The following is a 19,582-nucleotide window of genomic DNA, read 5'->3' on the forward strand; positions in this document are numbered from 1 at the left end:
AGGCGGCGCGTCGTCACCTCACTTGGCGCCACCTCATTTGGCGCCTCACCTCATTTGGCGAACGTCACCCACTCTTCCAGCGGCGCGCGGTCGGTGCGGAACTCATTTTCGGGCTTGGATCTGTCCTCATGGCCGAGCGCCATGCCGCAGACGACGATCTCCTCGTCGGGAATGTTGAGCACCGGCCTGATCTGCTTGTGATACGGTGCAAAGGCCGCCTGCGGACAGGTGTGCAGGCCCCTGCCCCGCGCCGCCACCATGATGTTCTGCAGGAACATGCCGTAATCGATCCACGAGCCCTTGTTCAGCCGCCGGTCGACCGTGAAAATCATGCCGACCGGTGCGTCGAAGAAGACGAAGTTGCGGTCGTGCTGCGCACGCATCCTGTCCACCTCGCGCCGGCCGATGCCGAGCGCGCCGTAGAGGCCGAAGCCGTTCGCGCGCCGCCGGGTGAGATACGGTTCGAAGAACTGGTCGGGGTAATAGCGATATTCGTCCCAGTCGGCCTTTTCGGCGCGGATGCCCGAATTGAGGATGGCGTCGGTGATCCGCTGCTTGACCTCGCCCTTGGTGACATAGACCCGCCAGGGCTGCATGTTGGTGCCCGAAGGTGCACGCGCGGCGACAGAGAGAATGGCGCGGATCGTCTCGTCATCGACCATGTCGGGCAGGAAGGCCCGCACAGAACGACGTGACGTGATCGCCTCGTCGACGATCGCCGCATCCTTGGCAATCCGGGTGTTGTTTTCCAGCATAGGCCGTCCCTTTACGCGTAATCCCTAAACCGGAATCGATTCCGGAAAGATCATGCGCCGTCCAGAAAATGGGAGCACCATTGCGGGTCCAATTGACGCGTGGCGCTCTATCGTAAGCCTCGACCGGGCGCCCTCAATCGCCGTTCGTGGCCGAGCCTTTGCCTGAACCGCCAAAATGGCGCAAGCAAATCTTGTGGCATCATGAAAATCGTCTTGATTTTTTCACGAACTTGACCTCTCATGAAATTTGCACCCAATTTTTCACCATGGGAATTTCAAGAGAAATAACGTTGCCCGCAACAGCCGTCAGATCGGAGCAGGAAAACCGCGAACGGCTGCTGGCCGGCGATATCAGGGCGCTGCGTAAGGCGCGCAGGCTGACGCTTGCCGAGATCGGCCTGAAGCTCGGCCGCTCCGTCGGCTGGGTCAGTCAGGTCGAGCGCGGCCTGTCGATCCCGTCGCTCAGCGATCTCAGGGCCTTCGCGGAATTGTTCGGGGTGCCGGTCAGCCTGTTCTTCAGCCACGACGTGCCCGTCGAGAACGAGCGCGGCGTCATCGTGCGCGCCGGCAGCCGCCGCACGCTTGGCACAAGCGATTCCGGCCTCGTGGAGGAGCTTCTGTCGCCCGATCTCGGCGGTAGCTTCGAGATGCTGCGTTCGGTCTTCGCCCCGGGTGCTGAACTGAAGACCGAAGCGCGCCGGCCGACGGAGGAAGCCGGATATGTCGCTTCCGGCAGCTTCGACATCGAGATATCAGGCGTCTGGCACCGGCTTGGTGAGGGCGACTCCTTTCGCTTCGACGGCAAGCCGTTCCGCTGGCGCAATCCTGGAGCGGAGCCGGCAGTAGTCATCTGGGTGGTTTCACCACCTGTTTACTAGAGGTTGGAGAAGAACATGGCCGGTTTGCCAACCACGGCACGTGTGGTGATCATCGGAGGCGGTGTCGTCGGCGCCTCCTCGCTCTACCATCTCGCCAAGGCGGGCTGGACCGACTGCGTGCTCCTGGAAAAGAACGAGCTTACTTCCGGCTCGACCTGGCATGCGGCCGGCAACGTGCCGACCTTCTCCTCCTCATGGTCGCTGATGAACATGCAGCGCTATTCGACCGAGCTCTATCGCGGGCTGGCCGACGCGGTCGGCTATCCCATGAACTACCACGTCACCGGCTCGCTCAGGCTGGCCCATACGGCCGAGCGCATGCAGGAGTTCCAGCGCGCCAAGGGCATGGGCCGCTATCAAGGCATGGACATCGATGTGGTCGGGCTCGACGAGATCAAGCGCCGCTATCCATTCATCGAGACGCATGAGCTGAAGGGCGCGCTCTACGATCCGAGCGACGGCGATATCGATCCGGCGCAGCTGACCCAGGCGCTGGCCAAGGGCGCCCGCGATATGGGTGCCAAGATCATCCGCTTCTGTCCGGTCACCGGCGTGCGCCGCGAGAAGGACGAGTGGGTGGTCGAAACGGCGCAGGGCGAGATCCGCTGCGAAATCGTCGTCAACGCCGCTGGCTATCGCGCGGCCGAAGTCGGCAGGATGTTCGGCCGCGACGTGCCGATGATGGTGATGAGCCATCAATATATCCTGTTCGAGGAAATTCCCGAACTGGCCGCATGGTCGAAGGAGCAAGGCAAGAAACTGCCGCTGCTGCGCGACGTCGACACCTCCTACTATTTGCGCCAGGAAAAGAACGGCATGAATCTCGGCCCCTACGAGCGCAATTGCCGTGCACATTGGGTCGGCCACAATGATCCGATGCCCGATGATTTTTCGTTCCAGCTGTTCCCCGATGATCTCGACCGGCTGGAGGACTATCTGGCCGATGCCGTCGCCCGTGTGCCTATCCTCGGCACCGCCGGCCTGTCCAAGGTCATCAACGGCCCAATCCCCTATGCACCGGACGGCAACCCGCTGATCGGCCCGATGCCCGGCGTGCCGAATGCCTTCGAGGCCTGCGTCTTCACCTTCGGCATCGCCCAGGGCGGCGGCGCCGGCAAGGTGCTGGCCGAATGGGTGACTGAAGGCCAGACCGAATGGGACATGTGGTCCTGCGATCCGCGCCGCTTCACCCGCTTTGCCTCGGCCCCGGACTACTGCGTCGCCAAGGGCATGGAGATCTACGGCAACGAATACGCCATCCAGTTCCCGCGCCATGCCTGGCCGGCTGGGCGCGACCGCAAACTGTCGCCGATCCACGATCGCATCAAGACGTTCGGCGCCTGCTTCGACGCCTATAATGGCTGGGAGCGCGCCACCTGGTACGCGCAAGCCGGCGACGATGTCTCCGAAGCCGCGACGCTGACTTTCCGCCGCGACGGGCCCTGGCAGCATCGCGTCCGCGAAGAATGCCTCGCCGTGCGCGACGCCGCCGGCATTTTGGACCTGCCTGGTTTTTCCCGCTTCAACTTCGACGGTCCAGGTGCTGCCGAATGGCTGAGCCAGCAGGTCACCGGCATCGTGCCAAAACCCGGCCGCATCGGCCTCGCCTATTTTGCCGACGACAATGGCCGCATCGTCACTGAGATGTCAGTGGTGCGCCACGACGAGAATTTGATGACGCTGATCACCGCCGCGGTGGCGCAGTGGCATGATTTCGAGTGGCTGAAATCGCGCATGCCGAAGGGCGCTTCATTCAAGCTGGTCGATCGGACGGAGGAATACTCCACGCAGATCCTCGCCGGGCCTAACTCGCGAAAAATCCTTGCTGATGTCTGCACCGCCGATCTTGCTCTGCCCTGGCTCACGCACCAGGAGACAATAATCGCAGGCCGCTGGGCGAAGCTGGTGCGCGTGTCCTTCGCCGGCGAACTCGGCTGGGAAATCCACACCAAGGTCGGTGATACCGCCGCCGTCTTCGACGCCGTTTGGGCGGCCGGGCAGAGGCATGGCCTGAAGCCATTCGGCATGTATGCGCTGGATTCGCTGCGGCTCGAAAAAGGCTATCGCACCTGGAAGGGTGACCTGTCGACCGACTATACGATCCTGCAGGGCGGGCTGGAGCGTTTCGTCAAATGGGACAAGCCGGATTTCCGTGGCAAGGCGGCGCTGCAAAACGAGAAGCAGCAGGGCGTGAAGAAGCGTTTCGTCACGCTCGTCGTCGAAAACCCCGGCGACTGCGACGCGCCCACAATGTCAACACTGTGGCATGACGGCGAGATCGTCGGCGAGACGACGTCCGGCGGCTGGGGTCATCGCATAGACAAGTCGATCGCGCTCGGCATGCTGCGCGCCGATCTGACCGAACCGGGAACCACGGTAGAGGTCGAGATCTTCGGCGAGCGTTTTCAGGCGGTCGTGCAGAACGACGAACCGCTTTGGGATCCAAAGAACGAGAGATTGCGCGCATGAAGTCCATCATCCTCACAGACGGCGGCATGGGCCAGGAGTTAGTACGCCGCAGCAGTTCCGACCCGACGCCGCTGTGGTCAGCCAGGGTGCTGATCGACGAACTGGACCTGGTTCGCGACCTGCATGCGGAGTTCATCCGGGCCGGCGCCCGTGTCATCACCATCAACACCTATTCCGCAACGCCCGAGCGGCTGGCGCGGGAGGGCGCGGAAGAACTGTTCAAGCCGCTGCAGAAGCGCGGCATAGAGTTGGCAAGACAGGCTCGCGATCAGGCCGGCGACGCGGCGATCGCCGGCTGCTTGTCTCCCCTGTTCGGCAGCTACGCACCGGCGCTGACTATATCCTTCCAGGATACGCTCGACATCTACCGCCGCATCGTTGCCGAACAAGCTGATGGCGTCGATCTGTTCCTGTGCGAGACCATGGCGTCGGCCGAGGAGGCGCGCGCGGCTGTCACCGCGGCGTCGGAAAGCGACAAACCGGTTTGGGTGTCGTGGACGCTTGCCGATCACGGCGCACCACGGCTGCGCAGCGGCGAAACCATTGCGGCTGCGTCGAGCGCTCTCGACGGTCTGCCTGTTGCGGCGCGGCTGATCAATTGTTGCCGGCCCGAAGCGATCGCTGCAGCGCTGTCCGAACTGATCGGCCTCGGCGGCCCGGTCGGCGCCTATGCCAACGGCTTCACCTCGATTGAGGCGCTCAAGCATGGCGGCACGGTGGAAGTGCTGCACGCCCGCCACGACCTTGATCCGGATGCCTATGCCGGCCAGGCGGTCGGCTGGGTCGAGACTGGCGTCGACATCGTCGGGGGCTGCTGCGAAGTCGGGCCAGCCCATATCGCCGCCCTGCGCGACCGGCTCGAACAGGCCGGCTATCAGATTTCGGGAGTAGCATAATGCCCAGACCATCATCGCGCATTTCCGGCATCGTGCCCTCCGGCAAGGACGGCTGGGAGGTCCATTTCGCCGCCTGGACACGCAGGGAGGCCGGCGAGGACATCATCGTGCTGTCGGTCGGCGACCATGATTTCGATACGCCGGCGCAGACGATCGAGGCTTGTGTGACGGCGGTACGCGCCAGCAATCACCACTACACCCCGCTGCCGGGCCTTCCGCGTCTGCGCAATGCGATGGCGACGGCCTCGACCCTCTGCACCGGCGTTGCCACCAACCCCGACCAGGTCATCGCCACGCCGGGCGGACAGGCAGCACTTTACGCGGCAGTGCAGGCCGTTCTCGACCAGGGCGACCATGCCATCGTGGTCGCACCCTATTACGCGACCTATCCCAACACATTCAGTGCCGCCGGCGCCGATTTCACCGTGGTCGAGACACCCGCCGAGGATGGTTTTCAGCCGCGCGCCGCCGACATTCGCGCTGCCGTTCGCCCGAACACGCGGGCCATTCTCATCAACACGCCGAACAATCCGACGGGTGCGGTTTATTCACGAGAGCGCCTGGAAGAGCTGGCGCAGATTTGCCGGGAGCATGACCTCTGGCTGCTGTCGGACGAGGTTTACTGGACGCTGGGCGGCGGAGAGCACATCTCGCCGCGCTCGCTGCCCGGCATGGCGGAACGCACACTGGTCATCAATTCCATGTCGAAGAGCCACGGCATGACGGGCTGGCGCATGGGCTGGCTGACCGGACCCGAAGAGATGATCTCGCTGCTGATCAATCTCAATCTGGTGACGACCTACGGTCTGCCGGCCTTCATCAGCCTCGCTTGCGCCGAGGCGCTGGAAAACGGCTACGGCGTCAAGGACATCGCCGAACGCTATGCCGCAAGGCGCAGCGTCGTCCTCGATGCCATGCGCGGCATGAACAACGTCACCGTCCGCGGCTCCGAAGGCGGCATGTATGTCATGCTCGACATATCGGCTGTCGAGCCGGACGACGAGAAATTCGCCTGGGCTCTCCTCGATAAGGAAAAGGTCGGCGTGATGCCGGGCTCGAGCTTCGGCGAGGCCGCCGCCGGCCATATTCGCGTCAGCCTCTGCCAGCCCGAGGTGATACTTTTGGAAGCAGCCCTTCGCTTGCGCCGCTTCGCTTCCACCTATCGCCGTGAGGCTGCATGAGCGCCCTGCCCCCGAAAGCAATCCCTACGAAGGCCATTCCTCCGAAAGCAAGGGCCGTCATCATCGGCGGCGGCGTCTCCGGCTGTTCGGTCGCCTACCATCTGGCCAAGCTCGGCTGGACCGATATCGTGCTGCTCGAACGCAAGCAGCTGACATCGGGTACGACGTGGCATGCCGCCGGCCTGATCGGCCAGTTGCGCGGCTCGCAGAACATGACGCGGCTGGCGAAATATTCGGCCGACCTCTACGTCAAGCTGGAAGCCGAGACCGAAGTCGGCACCGGCATGCGCCAGGTCGGCTCGATCACCGTGGCGCTGACCGAGGAGCGCAAGCACGAGATTTACAGGCAGGCGTCCCTCGCCCGCGCCTTCGATATCGACGTGCGCGAAATTTCGCCTGGTGAAGTTAAGGAGATGTATCCGCATCTCAACATTTCCGACGTGGTCGGCGCAGTCCACCTGCCGCTCGACGGCCAGTGTGATCCGGCCAACATCGCCATGGCGCTGGCCAAGGGCGCACGTCAGCGCGGTGCGATAATCGTCGAGAATGTGAAGGTTACCAAGGTCAATACCAGGGATGGCCGCGTCACCGGCGTGTCCTGGGCGCAAGGCGACGAGCAAGGCACAATCGAAGCCGACATCGTCGTCAACTGCGCCGGCATGTGGGCGCGCGAACTCGGACGCCAGAACGGCGTCACCATCCCGCTGCATGCCTGCGAGCATTTCTATCTGGTCACCGAGCCGATCCCCGGTCTCTCCCGCCTGCCGGTGCTGCGCGTGCCCGACGAATGCGCTTACTACAAGGAAGATGCCGGCAAGATGATGCTCGGCGCCTTCGAGCCGGTGGCCAAGCCCTGGGGCATGGACGGCATAAGCGAAGATTTCTGTTTCGACCAGCTGCCCGAGGATTTCGGGCATTTCGAGCCGATCCTTGAAATGGGCGTCAACCGTATGCCGATGCTGGCCAGCGCCGGCATCCATACTTTCTTCAACGGTCCCGAGAGTTTTACCCCCGACGATCGCTATTATCTCGGCGAGGCGCCGGAGCTTTCCGGCTACTGGATGGCGACCGGCTACAACTCGATCGGCATCGTTTCATCCGGTGGCGCCGGCATGGCGCTGGCGCAATGGATCAACGATGGCGAAGCGCCTTTCGACCTCTGGGAAGTCGACATTCGCCGCGCCCAGCCATTCCAGAAGAACCGCCGTTACCTCAGAGAGCGCGTCTCCGAGACGCTCGGCCTGCTCTACGCCGATCATTTTCCGTATCGCCAGATGGCGACCTCGCGCAACATCAGGCGCTCCCCTCTCCATGAACATCTGAAGGCGCGCGGCGCGGTGTTCGGCGAGGTTGCCGGCTGGGAGCGCGCCAACTGGTTCGCTAGGCCTGGCCAGGAGCGCGAGTACCGCTATTCATGGAAGCGGCAGAACTGGTTCGACAACCAACGCGACGAACATCTGGCGGTCCGAAACGGTGTCGGCCTGTTCGACATGACCTCGTTCGGCAAGATCCGCGTCGAAGGCCGTGACGCTCAGCGTTTCCTGCAGAGGCTTTGCGCCAACGACATGGACGTGGCGCCGGGCAAGATCGTCTACACCCAGATGCTCAACCGGCGCGGCGGCATCGAGAGCGACCTCACCGTCTCGCGGCTGTCTGAAACGGCCTATTTCCTCGTCGTGCCCGGCGCGACGTTGCAGCGTGATCTCGCGTGGCTGCGCAAGCATCTCGCCAACGAGTTCGTCGTCATATCAGATGTGACCGCTGCCGAAGCCGTTCTCTGCCTGATGGGCCCGGACTCGCGAAAATTAATTCAGAAGGTGAGTCCCAACGATTTCTCCAACGAAACCAATCCGTTCGGGACGTTTCAGGAGATTGAAATTGGCATGGGACTAGCCCGTGCCCACCGCGTCACCTATGTCGGCGAACTCGGCTGGGAGCTTTATGTCTCGACCGACCAGGCCGCCCATGTCTTCGAGGCGATCGCAGAGGCCGGCTCCGACGTCGGCTTAAAACTCTGCGGCCTGCACACGCTGGATTCCTGCCGTATCGAAAAGGCCTTCCGGCATTTCGGCCATGACATCACCGACGAGGACAATGTGCTGGAGGCCGGCCTTGGCTTTGCGGTGAAGACAGCCAAGGGCGACTTCATCGGCCGCGATGCCGTGCTGAGGAAAAAGGAAGCCGGATTGAACCGGCGGCTAGTTCAGTTCCGTCTGAAAGACCCGCAACCCTTGCTCTTTCACAATGAGGCGATCCTGCGCGACGGCAAGATCGTCGGCCCGATCACCTCAGGCAATTACGGCCACCATCTCGGCGGCGCCATCGGGCTCGGCTACATCGAGTGCAAGGGCGAGAGCGAGGCGGATGTGCTGTCGTCGTCCTACGAAATCGAGATCGCCGGCGAGCGCTTCGCCGCCGAAGTGTCGCTGAAGCCGATGTACGATCCGAAAGCGGAACGGGTGCGGATGTAGGGCATCTTCCCTTCTCTCCGTTTACGGGGAGAAGAACGCTCATCTCTCAAAACCGCTCCAGCCTCTTTCGCACTTTCTCCAGAAACGCCGCCCTCGTCTTCGGCGTCGATGCGTCCATCAGGTAGTGCGCCAGGAAGAACGTCCTGCAGCGGGTGGCGCAGAGTGCCCGCATCCCGCGCAGGATTGTCTTGCGTCCCGGCTGGCCGACGACCACGCTCCACCAGGTCGGTGCGCCGCAGGTCGTGATCACTCCGATCTTCGTCACATGCCTCATCAGCGACTGGATCCGTCCCTTGCCCGCTGGTAGCTTGAAGGCGACGTCGGTTGCCCAGACCCGATCTAGCCACCCCTTCAGCATTGCTGGCAGCCCGTACCACCATGTCGGATAGATGAAGAGGATTGCCTGGGCCCAGTTTAGGTGGTCGATGTGCGGCTTGAGCGCCGGGTCCTGCGGGGCATGCTCATTATAGGAGCGTCGCTCGCCGCAGCTCATGACCGGATCGAAATTCTCCGCATAGAGGTCGAGCAGCCGCACCTCCCAGCCCCTCGCCTTCAGCACCTCGATGGCACTATCGCGGATCGCAGCGCAAAAGCTCTCGGGCATCGGATGGCAGTAAACCACCAGGACCCGCATCAGAAGGCGTCCATGGCGGCGGCGACTTTCGCCAGGAACCTCTTGCGCGTTTCGTCGGTCGAGAGGTTCATCGAATATTGCGCGCGATAGGACACGGATGCACCGGGCTTGATGGTGGCGCGCAGCACACGCTTGACCAGCTTGCGCGGTGGATCGCCCATCAGCATGGCGCGGAACCGGCTGCCGCCATAGGTGGTGACCGCCGTCAGCTTGCGGATGTTGTGCAGCGACGGCTGCACCTTGCCATCGACCAGCTTGAACGATACGCCGGGCAGAAAGGCGCGGTCAAAAAAACCTTTCAAGATCGCCGGATAGCCGTAATTCCACACCGGAAACGACAGCACCAGCGCCTCGGCTTTTTGCAAACGCTCGACATAAGCGGCCGCCGGATCGTCGGCGCTGCGCTCGTCGTGATAGCTAACCCGCTCGGCGCGCGTCAGCCTGGGATCGAAATCCTCTGCATAGAGATCGCAGTCGTCGACGGCGTGGCCGGCCGCTGTCAACCGCTCGACGATCATCCGGTGCAGACCGGCATTGAAGCTGGTCTCGACCGGATGGGCGTAAAGCACGAGGATGTTCATCGAAGTCCTCGCAGGCGCCACACGCTCTTCATCGACTCACCCCGCCTGCTGCAAACCCTTGAACAGGAACGACTTGTTCGAGCGATAGTCGTAGTCCGGGTTTTCCCAGGCGATCATCTTGCCGGGGTTGAGCAGCCCTTGCGGGTCGGTCTCGCGCTTGAAGGCGAGCTGCACCTCGTCGGTCCGCTTCATGCCGCCCTCTTCCAGCGTGTAGCGGTGCGGGTTGAAGATCCAGCAGCCATTGTCCTCATGGATGCGGATGATTTCGTCGAGCCGCTCCGTCGTGGTGAAGCGGACCAGCGGCAGGCCGGCAACGCCGATCGCACCGTCGAAACGGATGAATTCCAGATGCGACGGCACTTCGTCGCCGAAGCGGTCGACCATCGCCTTGACATGAGCAAGATGGTCGGGCGACGGGTAGCGGGCCTGCAGGTAGGTGATGGTGGGATCGACCCTGATGGCGCGCAATGTCGTGTGGTTCCAGGTCAGTTCATAGGCCGGCGGCAGGCCTTTTAGATCGGCCTCCTTGTCGGCGCGGAAAACGATCTCGCCCTTGCTGCGCGCCGTGAATGCGAGGAAGGCGTCCATCGCATGCGGCGCGATCATCAGGACGACGATGCTCTGCTCGCGCCGGAAGAATTTCTGATGGCGCTTGAAATAATCATACGGGATGGGCGCTGTGATCGGCGTGATCAGTTTTGCCAGTATGCCGTCCTGGACGGCGAGATCGTCGCCGAAGCCGGCCGCATCCATGAAATCGTCGAAGCCGACAATGACGTCGACCCAGTCGTAAGCCGCGGTCAGCGGCATCTCGACTTCGGTGATGATGCCGTTGGTGCCGTAGGCGTGCATCACCTTCAGCACCTCCTCACCGGTAAGCTCCATGACGCGCGGCTCCGCCTCCATCGTCACGGTCCTGAGCCGGATGACATTGCCGAGGTCACGCAGCCCGCCCCAGCGGATCGAGCCGATACCGCCCGAACCGCCGGCGACAAAGCCGCCGATCGACGCGGTGTTGTAGGTGGACGGCGACATCCGAAGCTCCTGTCCGGAATGCGCCCGCGTCGCCCTGTCGATGTCGGCGAGAACGGCGCCTGGCCCGGTAACGACGCGGCCGGGCACGATCGTCTTGACTGCGTTCATCTCGGCAAGGTTGAGCACCACGCCACCGGACAGCGGCATGGCCTGCCCATAATTGCCTGTGCCGCTGCCGCGCGGTGTCACCGGCACGCCATGCCGATGGCAGGCCGCCAGCACGCGGATAACCTCGCCCTCCGATTTCGGCGTCACGATCAGGTCGCCGGTGACATGGTCGAGCTGCTGCTTCAGCACCGGACTATACCAGTAGAAGTCGCGGCTCTTCTGCTGGACGATTGCTGGATGGTCGTCGAGCTTCAGGCCATCGAGGTCGTGTTTGAGCGCCGCAATATCCATCATCCCACCATCAGATCGTCGAGTTCGGCATAATCGGGCAATCGGCGCTCTATGGCGCGACCCTCGCGCACCACGATGCGATCCGATTCGGGCCGCGACAGCAATTCCGTCCAGCTTCGTCCCCTGAGAACGACGAAATCAGCGGCACCACCGGCGGCAAGCGTGCCGAAACCATCGAGCCGCATCACCTTGGCCGGTGTCGACGTCACCGCCTGCGGCCAGTCGCCGACCGGGTGATCGAAATGCAGGATGCGCGTCGCCATGCGATAGACCTCCAGCATGTCGAGATCGCCATAGGCGTAGAACGGATCGCGGGTGTTGTCGGAAGCGACGGCGACGGGAATGCCGCGCGCCTTCATCTCGTGCAGCAGCGTAACACCGCGCCAGCGCGGCGTGGTGTTATCAGCCCGCCGGTCCTGCAGATAGAGATTGCACATCGGCAGCGACACCACGGCAAGCCCCGCCTTCGCCACCTTGTCCAGCGTGTCGAGCACATCGAGATCGGGCTGGCGCGCCAGCGAGCAGCAGTGACCAACGAGGATGTTTCCCTCAAAACCGTTCCACAGGGCGGCCTCGGCGATTTTCTTCAGCGAGATCGCCGAGACGGCGTCGGTCTCGTCGGCATGGAAATCGAGGTCGAGGCCATGCTTGATCGCCTGCGCAAACACCTGGTCGAGAAGCTCCTCCAGGTCCGGCACCATATAGGTGACGACACCGAGCACGCCCTTGGCCGCGGCGACGCGTTTAGCCAATTTTTCGAACCATGCCTTGTCGCGAACGGCTTCGATGCCGAGCAGGCAGGCCGCCTGCAGTTCGATGCGGCCGTGCCATTTCTCCCGCATAGTCTCGAACACCGGCCAGGAGATCTCTTCCTGCGGCGCAACGCTGTCGAGATGGGTGCGCAAAGCCTTGGTGCCGTGCGCGTAGGCGCAGCGCAGCGAAAAATCCATGCGGCGGGTCACGTCCTCGGCGCTCCAGCGGGCGGCGCGGTCGGCGCCGGTTGCGTTCAGCGCGCCCATGAAGGTGCCGTCGGGATTGGGTTTCCGAGGCCAGATATGGCCTTTGTCGATATGGGTGTGGCAGTCGACGAAGCACGGCATGACGATGCGGCCGCCAAGGTCGACGGCGCCTGCCGGCGCTGTGGATCTGCCATGCGCGGCAATGTCGAAGATCCTGCCGTCGGCGACAGCGATGTCGGCGAGCGCGAAACCGTCGCTGTCATAGGCCAAGGATAGGCCGGGCGTCAGCGACCGATGAACACGGGCATTGGTAAGATGATAAGCGGCAGATGCTGGGATCACACTACCGCTCCTGCTTCAGCGCGCTTTCATGCCAGCGCCGCAAAATGAGATGCGAGATCAGCGACAGCACCAGGAAGATCAGAATGCCGGTGAACGAGATCAGGATCAGCGCCGCGAACAGCCGCGGCGCGTTGAGCCGATAACCGGCCTCGATGATGCGCGAGGCCAGTCCCGACGACTGGCCGGTGGCCCCGGCGACGAACTCCGCCACCACCGCGCCGATCAAAGACAGGCCGCCGGCGATCTTCAGCCCGCCGAGAAAATAGGGCATCGCCGCCGGCAGCCTGAGATAACGCAATTGCTGCCAGCGGGTCGCGCCGTTGAGCTTGAACATGTCGCGCAGATTGCGATCGACTGAGTTGAGCCCGAGCGTCGTGTTGGACAGGATCGGAAAGAAGGCGACTATCCAGGCACACAGCAGAAGCTTCGTCGTCTGGTTGTCGACATAGATGTTGATCAGCGGGAAGATCGCGACGATCGGCGTCACCTGCAGCACGATGGCGAACGGGAAGAACGACATCTCCACCCATTTCGATTGCGCAAACAGCACCGCAAGCCCGACCCCGCCGATGACGGCGAGAAGCAGGCTGAGAAAGGTGATCCGCAGCGTCACCAGCAGCGAGGAGAACAGCAGCCCGGCATCGTCGAAGAGCGTTTGCAGCACCACGCCGGGGCGCGGCAGGATGTATTTCGGGATGTCGTTCCAGACGCAGATTCGATCCCACAGCCAGATGGCCAGGATCATGATCGCCAGCGGCAGCAGCCAGCGGCCGATGCGCTCGAGCCGCTCTTGGCGAACCCGACGCGCCTCCTCGGGGTCGAGCGTCAGTGCGTGTTCTTCAATGGCCGTCATGATGCGGTCCGGCGGTTGAGTTGATGGCGCCGATCAGCACATCGGACGCCTGGCGGCAGAGCGCGGCATAGTCGGGCGAGGTTCGGAAGGCTTCGTTGCGCGGATAGGGCGCGTCTATGGCAATTTCCCTGAATACGCGGCCCGGTCGCGCCGCCATCACGACGACGCGGTTGGAGAGGAAAACGCTTTCGAAGACGCTGTGGGTCACGAAGACGACAGTGAAACGCTCGTCCTGCCATAATTCCAGAAGATCGTTGTTGAGCTTGAAGCGGGTGATCTCGTCCAGTGCTGCGAACGGCTCGTCCATCAAAAGAATGCGCGGCTTGGTCACCATGGCGCGGGCGATCGAGACGCGCATTTTCATGCCGCCGGACAGCTCGCGCGGCACGGCATTCTCGAAGCCGGTCAGGTGAACCCGCGCCAGCATCTCCCTCACTGCTGGCGCAGCCTTGGCCCGCGACACGCCCTTCAACCGGAGCGGCAGCCAGACATTGTCGAAAACATCGGCCCAGGGCAGCAACGTCGGCTCCTGGAAGACGAAGCCGATGTCAGAGCGGTCCACAGAGCTGCTGCCGCGCCAGTCGAGCAGGCCGGAGGTCGGCGTCGCAAGACCCGCGATGAGGCGCAAAGCCGTCGACTTGCCGCAGCCGGATGGGCCGAGAAGGCTGAGGAAATCGCCTTCCCGGATCGTCAGGTCGACGTCGCTGAGCGCTGTCACGCCATTGGAAAAGACCTTGCCGACGCCGCGCAACGCCAGCAGCAGCGGACCCTTGCCCGATGCGCTTGCCGGCGCTTGCGCCACTTTCTCCTGCATCATGCCCGGGTGCTATTTCTTCAGGTCGATCCCGACGCCCTTGTTGACGAAGGCCAGCGTGTAGGACTTCTTGATGTCGATATCGGCCGGCACGACCTTGGCCTTGACCATCTTATCGTAGAAGCTCTGGATGCGCTCCTCGGTCATCGCGCCGATGCCGAGTTTTTCCGTGTCGCCGGAATCGACGATGCCGAATTTCTTCATCTGCTCGATCGAAAACGCGATCTGCTCGTCGCTGATATCGGGGTTATCCTTCTTGATCGCCGCATTGGCGGCAGCGTTGTCGCCGTAGAGATAGCTGTACCAGCCCTTGGCCGAGCCATCGACGAAGCATTGGACCACCTCCGGCCGCTTATCGATCGTGGCCTGCATGGTCTCGATTGTCGTCGCATAGGTGTCGAAGCCGTAGTCGGCGAGCAGGAACAAATTGGGCTGGAAGCCGCCTTCCTTGGCGACCGCATGGGGCTCCGAGGTCACGTAGCCTTGCTGGATCGACTTCTTGTTGGCGATGAAAGGTGCGGGGTTGAACGTGTAGGGCACGCGCTTGGCCGGATCGAAGCCGAATTCCGTTACCATCCATTGGAAGAAGCTCTGTGCACCTTCGTCAGCGATGATGTACTGATCCGCGTTCTTCAGATCCTCCCATTTGTCGAGCCCTTGACCTGGATGGGCCATTATCACCTGCGGCTCTTTCTGGAAGGAGGCGGCGACCACGCGCAGCGGAATCTCCTGTTGGACGGCGTCGAAAGCCTGCAGCATGTTGCCGCCCATGTAGAAGTCGATCTTGCCGGCGAGCAACAGCGGCCGCCCGCTGACCTGCGGGCCACCTTGCATGATCGTTACGTCAAGCCCGCAAGCGGCATAGGTGCCGTCCGCCACGGCCTGATAGTAGCCGCCGTGCTCGGCCTGGGCGAGCCAGTTGGTGCCGAAGGTGACTTTCTCGTTCGCTGCCGCGCTCAGCGTGCCTGCGGCAAGCAGCACGATCGCGCCAGCCGAAATCTTAAGTTTTCCGTCCATCCACACCACCCTTTGTTGCCTCGGGCGCGTCACACGCCGAGCTCGACACCATCGATTCAAGAAGCAAGACACATGCCATCGCCGGGACCGCCTGCCTGCGCAACAGTCGTGCGCGAAGGCCGGACTGGTCATGCCGTACCAGAGGCATCGTGCCTATTTTTTGGACGCCTGTCCACAATCGCCCTGACAACATGCACTGCATCTTGAAGGCTTGGCTAATCTGGTCTTAGGCTGGCGCCGAACCGGAGATCGCCATGTTCAAATTCCTGACGCCGAAGTCGATCAAACCGCCTTTTGCCCGCTACAGCCATGGCGTCGAGGTGCCGCCCGGCAAGCGGCTGGTGCTGTGTTCTGGCCAGCTCGCCATCACTCTGGACGATCAGATCCCGGAGGATGCCGGCGCGCAGGCTGAACTCTGTTTTCGCAGCATTGCCGCGATTCTCGGCGAGGCCGGACTTGGACTCTCCGACATCGTGCGCATCAACGCCTATGTCACCGACCGCGCTTTCCTCAGACCCTACATGGACGTCCGCGACCGCCTGTTCACCAGCCCGGCGCCCGCCTCGACGCTGATGATCGTGTCCGGTTTCGCCCGGCCGGAATTCAAGGTCGAGATCGAGGTCATCGCGGCAGGGTGATCGACAGGCGATCCTTCCCGCGCTAGGTCTGCATCGAAGAGGCCGGCCTGTCGAAAAGGCCAGTTTATCGAAAAAGGCGCCGGTCTATCGAAAAAGGCATGACATGACCGTTGCAAACAAACGCGTGTGGTGGGGCGACTATCGGACCACCGAATACGCCACCATCGACCCGGAGGCGACGATCGCCGTTCTGCCGGTGGCGGCGATCGAACAGCATGGGCCGCATCTGCCGGTTTCGACCGACACCTCGATCATGAACGGCATGCTCGAAACGGTGATCGAGCGCCTGCCTGGCGATCTCGACATCCGCATCCTGCCCGTCCAGGCGGTGGGCAAGTCGAACGAGCACCTGCACGCCCCGGGAACCCTAACGCTGCCAGCAGCGACCTTGATCGAAGCCTGGACCGAGCTTGGCCTGTCGATCGCACGGGCCGGGTTAAGGAAGCTGATCGTCGTCAACTCGCATGGCGGCAACGAGGAGATCATGGGCATCATCACCCGCGAATTGCGCGTGCGTGCAAGGATGCTGGCGGTGAAGACGAGCTGGCAGCGCTTTGGCCGGCCGGCCGGCATGTACACCGAGCTTGAGGATCGCCAAGGCATCCACGGCGGCGATGTCGAGACCTCGCTGATGCTGCATTTCCGGCCGGATCTTGTCGACATGGCAAAGGCCGACAATTTCGTGTCCAACATCGCCCGCGCAGAAAAGGAATTTTCGCTGCTGCGCCACACCGGAACGCACGCCTTCGCCTGGATCGCCACTGACCTTAACCCGAACGGCGTGGTCGGCGACGCCAGCATTGCAACGGCCGAAAAGGGCCGGCTGACCGCCAACCATCAAGCCGACGGTTTCATCAGCCTGTTGAGGGATGTGCGCAAGGCGAAACTGGCCGATTGGCTGGCGTAGGTCTGTTGATATTCAGCGGAGGCGGCGACGCTCGAAGGTAACGGCATGGCAACTGTGGCCGAAGAGTGCAGCGATCCAGTGGTCGCTTTCGCTCTCTCCGAGGGTCAAATTCTAGGCGTCGATCTTCAACTCAAAAGGCGTGCCTTCGAAGGCGTCCGCGCCGCGCCCGATCGCCTCGATCGCACGGATCATGCGGCCATTGCGATCGAGCAGCGCGTCGGCGACCGCGATCAGCCGCGGATTGGGCGTCGCCGAGGGCGACAGCGCCCGCAGCGTCTCAGCCAATTCGACTTCGCAGCGCGTCGGCGCCAGTGCCGCCGCGATGATATAGGCCGAGGCGGTCGAACGGCTGATGCCGGCATAGCAATGCACGACCAGTGGCCTTGCACGATCCCATCGGCGCGCGAAATCAAGCAGGTCCCGGACATGCTCCTCGCCCGGCATGGTCATGCCGTCCTGCGCCACGGCGATATCGTGCATGACCAGATGCAGATGGTTTTCCCTGATGATCGAGGCCGGGCGCGTCACTTCGGTGCCGGCGGCCAGCAGGGAAAGCAGCCGCTCGGCGCCGGTCCTCGCAACCGTTTCCTGGACCTTCGATAGGGAGCAGACATGGATCATCGTACCTTTTCCTCTATCTTTTGCGCCCAGTCGGCAAGAGCCGATTGGAGCCGCTGCCATTCCTCCTCCGGACCCGGCAGCCCGGCGCGCAGCACATGCGGCCGGCCGGAGAAATGACGAAGCAGGATGCCACACTCGCCAAGCGTCGAAAACAAGCCGGCGGCGTCCGCCAGCCTGATGTAGCGGAATAGCGTGGTGCCGCCGGCGACAGGCACGCCGAAGCGGCCGAACAGCGTATCGAGCCGCGCGGCCTCCTCTGCCAGACGGCGCCGCATCTCGACCTGCCAGCCGGTGTCGGCAAGCGCGCGGATACCATATTCGAGCGCCGGTCCGGCCACCGCCCACGGCCCGAATTGCGCCTCCAGCCGTTCGACCGTCAGCGCATCGGCCAGCGCAAAGCCAAGCCGCAGGCCGGCCAGCCCAAAGAACTTGCCGAAGGAACGCAGCACGACGATGCCGCCTTGCTCGACATCGCCGGCCAGGCTCTCGCCAAGCGGACCGACATCCATGAACGCCTCATCGACGACCAGCAACCCGCCTTTGGCGCGCAATTTTCCGGCAAGCCCAAGCAGCTTCTCGCGTTCGACGACGCGCCCGTCCGGATTGTTGGGGTTGACGACGATGGCAAGGTCGGCCCCTGCGAGCGCCTCGAAATCATCGACCTCCGTCACCGCGTGACCGGCGATCGCCGCTGCCCGCGCATGTTCGGCATAGGTCGGCCCGAGCACCACCGCCTTGCCGGGCCGCACCAGCGAGGCGACGCGCGGCAACAGGATCTGCGTGCCCGGCGCTCCCATCACAGTCGCCGCCGACGGCGCGCCATAGGCGCTTGCCGCGATGTCGGCCAACTCACGGGCGCGCGCGGCTTCCGGCAATCTTGAAAGGGCGGTGGCGGGCAACTCGAAAAACGGATAGGAGTGCGGATTGATACCGGTCGAGAGGTCGACAAAGGGTTGTGGTGCGTGCGGGAAAAGCGCCCTCGCCCGGCCAAGGCTTCCGCCGTGATCCACCACTGTCGCCGATCCATCAAGAGACTTCATGTCGATCCTGATCGCTTTCCTGTCACTGGTTATTGAATTCGCCGTGGGCTACCCAGCCTGGCTGTTCGGCGCCATCGGCCATCCCGTCACCTGGGTTGGCAGGCTGATATCCTTTCTCGATATCAGGCTCAACCGCGATACTGATTCCGACGCCCTGCGTCGCCGGCGCGGCGTTCATGCGCTGCTGATCATCGTGCTGGTGCCGGCGGCCATCGCCTTCGCGGTGGAAACCATGCTTTCAGGCATTCCCGCCGGACTGGTCCTCACGGCAATTCTGGCGACGTCGCTGCTGTCGCAGAAGAGCCTGGCCGAGCATGTCGAGGCGGTGGCCGACGGCCTAGACAATGGTGGGCTCGACATCGGCCGTGTTGCCGTCTCACGGATCGTCGGCCGCGATCCTAAAAAGCTGGACAGATCAGGCGTCTGCCGCGCGGCGATCGAAAGCCTGGCCGAGAACTTTTCCGACGGCGTCGTTGCTCCCGTCTTCTGGATCGGCGTCGGCGGGCTGGCCGGCGGCGTCGCCTACAAGGCCGCCAACACCGCCGATTCGATGATCGGCCACCGCACCCCGCGCCACGAGGCCTTCGGCCGGGCGGCGGCGCGCTTCGACGATCTGATCAACCTGCCGGCGTCGCGGCTGACCGCACTGCTCATCGTGGGTGCCTCTTTCTTCGTCAAAGGCGCCGATGCCGGCAACGCCTGGCGCACCGTGCAGCGCGACGCGAAAAAGCACCGCTCGCCCAATGCCGGTTGGCCGGAAGCAGCGATGGCCGGCGCGCTCGGCCTGGCACTCGCCGGCCCGCGTTCCTATGACGGCGTCATGGTCGACGACGCGTTCATGGGTGAAGGCGGCCGCCGCGATATCGAGAGCGCCGATATCAGGCGAGCGCTGAAACTCTGCCGGACGGCCGATCTTCTGCTGATCGCGCTGTTCGGCTTGCTGTCGGTGATCGTCATCGCTGCGTGACGCTTAATCCGGTCGAGATCGGCTAAACAAAAACTGCCTCAAGGGCAGGTCGCTGGCGCGAATCTGCACCATGAATAAATTCCTAGCATAACTGCCGTCACAAAGCAATCGATTTCGGGCCACGA

18 protein-coding genes are annotated in these 19,582 nt (G+C 63.1%); 8 read left to right on the forward strand and 10 right to left on the reverse strand.

Annotated elements, in window-relative coordinates; genetic code table 11:
* Window positions 1–50 precede the first annotated feature (50 nt).
* On the reverse strand, window positions 51–755 hold the full coding sequence (locus tag NKH73_RS13135; RefSeq protein ID WP_352931955.1) for a nitroreductase: 705 nt from the start codon (window positions 753–755) through the stop codon (window positions 51–53).
* 290 nt (window positions 756–1,045) lie between these two features.
* Here NKH73_RS13135 and NKH73_RS13140 point away from each other — a divergent pair, with 290 nt between their 5' ends.
* From NKH73_RS13140 to NKH73_RS13160, 5 genes are read left to right on the forward strand one after another with little or no spacing between them, the layout of a single operon-like run.
* A complete protein-coding gene (locus NKH73_RS13140) occupies window positions 1,046–1,633 on the forward strand; it encodes a helix-turn-helix domain-containing protein (RefSeq protein WP_352931957.1) in 588 nt (195 codons plus the stop codon).
* 15 nt (window positions 1,634–1,648) lie between these two features.
* Entirely contained in the window at window positions 1,649–4,102 is a 2,454-nt protein-coding gene (locus NKH73_RS13145) for a GcvT family protein (protein ID WP_352931959.1), read from the forward strand.
* A complete protein-coding gene (locus NKH73_RS13150) occupies window positions 4,099–4,998 on the forward strand; it encodes a homocysteine S-methyltransferase family protein (RefSeq protein WP_352931961.1) in 900 nt (299 codons plus the stop codon). The genes NKH73_RS13145 and NKH73_RS13150 overlap by 4 nt, the downstream gene beginning before the upstream one ends.
* Window positions 4,998–6,179 carry a pyridoxal phosphate-dependent aminotransferase gene (locus NKH73_RS13155; RefSeq protein WP_352931963.1) on the forward strand — a complete coding sequence of 394 codons (1,182 nt, stop codon included), beginning with the start codon at window positions 4,998–5,000 and terminating at the stop codon, window positions 6,177–6,179. Before NKH73_RS13150 ends, NKH73_RS13155 begins: the two co-directional genes overlap by 1 nt.
* Window positions 6,176–8,650: a GcvT family protein gene (locus NKH73_RS13160; RefSeq protein WP_352931965.1), complete on the forward strand. Its 2,475-nt coding sequence runs from the start codon at window positions 6,176–6,178 to the stop codon at window positions 8,648–8,650. Before NKH73_RS13155 ends, NKH73_RS13160 begins: the two co-directional genes overlap by 4 nt.
* 46 nt (window positions 8,651–8,696) lie before the next feature.
* Here the strand turns inward: NKH73_RS13160 and NKH73_RS13165 are convergent, their stop codons facing one another.
* From NKH73_RS13165 to NKH73_RS13195, 7 genes are read right to left on the reverse strand one after another with little or no spacing between them, the layout of a single operon-like run.
* Window positions 8,697–9,284, reverse strand: coding sequence for an NAD(P)H-dependent oxidoreductase (locus NKH73_RS13165; RefSeq protein WP_352931967.1), 588 nt, complete (start codon window positions 9,282–9,284; stop codon window positions 8,697–8,699).
* Entirely contained in the window at window positions 9,284–9,865 is a 582-nt protein-coding gene (locus NKH73_RS13170) for an NAD(P)H-dependent oxidoreductase (RefSeq protein ID WP_352931969.1), read from the reverse strand. The genes NKH73_RS13165 and NKH73_RS13170 overlap by 1 nt, the downstream gene beginning before the upstream one ends.
* Before the next feature lie 36 nt (window positions 9,866–9,901).
* Entirely contained in the window at window positions 9,902–11,302 is a 1,401-nt protein-coding gene (locus NKH73_RS13175; protein WP_502893909.1) for an FAD-binding oxidoreductase, read from the reverse strand.
* Window positions 11,299–12,600: a cytosine deaminase gene (locus NKH73_RS13180; protein WP_352931971.1), complete on the reverse strand. Its 1,302-nt coding sequence runs from the start codon at window positions 12,598–12,600 to the stop codon at window positions 11,299–11,301. The genes NKH73_RS13175 and NKH73_RS13180 overlap by 4 nt, the downstream gene beginning before the upstream one ends.
* A gap of 1 nt (window position 12,601) precedes the next feature.
* Entirely contained in the window at window positions 12,602–13,453 is an 852-nt protein-coding gene (locus NKH73_RS13185) for an ABC transporter permease (RefSeq protein ID WP_352931972.1), read from the reverse strand.
* Window positions 13,440–14,270 (reverse strand): ABC transporter ATP-binding protein, encoded by an 831-nt coding sequence (locus NKH73_RS13190; protein WP_352931974.1) that lies wholly within the window; start codon window positions 14,268–14,270, stop codon window positions 13,440–13,442. Before NKH73_RS13190 ends, NKH73_RS13185 begins: the two co-directional genes overlap by 14 nt.
* Window positions 14,271–14,279: 9 nt before the next feature.
* Entirely contained in the window at window positions 14,280–15,284 is a 1,005-nt protein-coding gene (locus NKH73_RS13195; RefSeq protein WP_352931976.1) for an ABC transporter substrate-binding protein, read from the reverse strand.
* A gap of 254 nt (window positions 15,285–15,538) precedes the next feature.
* On the opposite strand from NKH73_RS13195, the gene NKH73_RS13200 reads away from it, so the two are divergent.
* Both NKH73_RS13200 and NKH73_RS13205 read left to right on the forward strand, forming a co-directional pair.
* Window positions 15,539–15,922 carry a RidA family protein gene (locus tag NKH73_RS13200; protein ID WP_352931978.1) on the forward strand — a complete coding sequence of 128 codons (384 nt, stop codon included), beginning with the start codon at window positions 15,539–15,541 and terminating at the stop codon, window positions 15,920–15,922.
* A gap of 103 nt (window positions 15,923–16,025) precedes the next feature.
* On the forward strand, window positions 16,026–16,829 hold the full coding sequence (locus NKH73_RS13205; protein ID WP_352931980.1) for a creatininase family protein: 804 nt from the start codon (window positions 16,026–16,028) through the stop codon (window positions 16,827–16,829).
* A 111-nt stretch (window positions 16,830–16,940) separates the two neighbouring features.
* Here NKH73_RS13205 and NKH73_RS13210 read toward each other — a convergent pair whose 3' ends face one another.
* Both NKH73_RS13210 and cobD read right to left on the reverse strand, forming a co-directional pair.
* A complete protein-coding gene (locus NKH73_RS13210) occupies window positions 16,941–17,450 on the reverse strand; it encodes a tyrosine phosphatase family protein (protein ID WP_352931982.1) in 510 nt (169 codons plus the stop codon).
* Window positions 17,447–18,490 (reverse strand): threonine-phosphate decarboxylase CobD, encoded by a 1,044-nt coding sequence (cobD, locus tag NKH73_RS13215; protein ID WP_352931984.1) that lies wholly within the window; start codon window positions 18,488–18,490, stop codon window positions 17,447–17,449. The genes NKH73_RS13210 and cobD overlap by 4 nt, the downstream gene beginning before the upstream one ends.
* On the opposite strand from cobD, the gene cbiB reads away from it, so the two are divergent.
* A complete protein-coding gene (gene cbiB, locus NKH73_RS13220) occupies window positions 18,489–19,457 on the forward strand; it encodes an adenosylcobinamide-phosphate synthase CbiB (RefSeq protein WP_352931986.1) in 969 nt (322 codons plus the stop codon). The genes cobD and cbiB overlap by 2 nt on opposite strands.
* The last annotated feature ends 125 nt before the right edge of the window (window positions 19,458–19,582 follow it).

This window comes from Mesorhizobium sp. M0938 (genome assembly GCF_040319125.1).
GTDB classification, from domain to species: Bacteria; Pseudomonadota; Alphaproteobacteria; order Rhizobiales; family Rhizobiaceae; genus Mesorhizobium; species Mesorhizobium robiniae.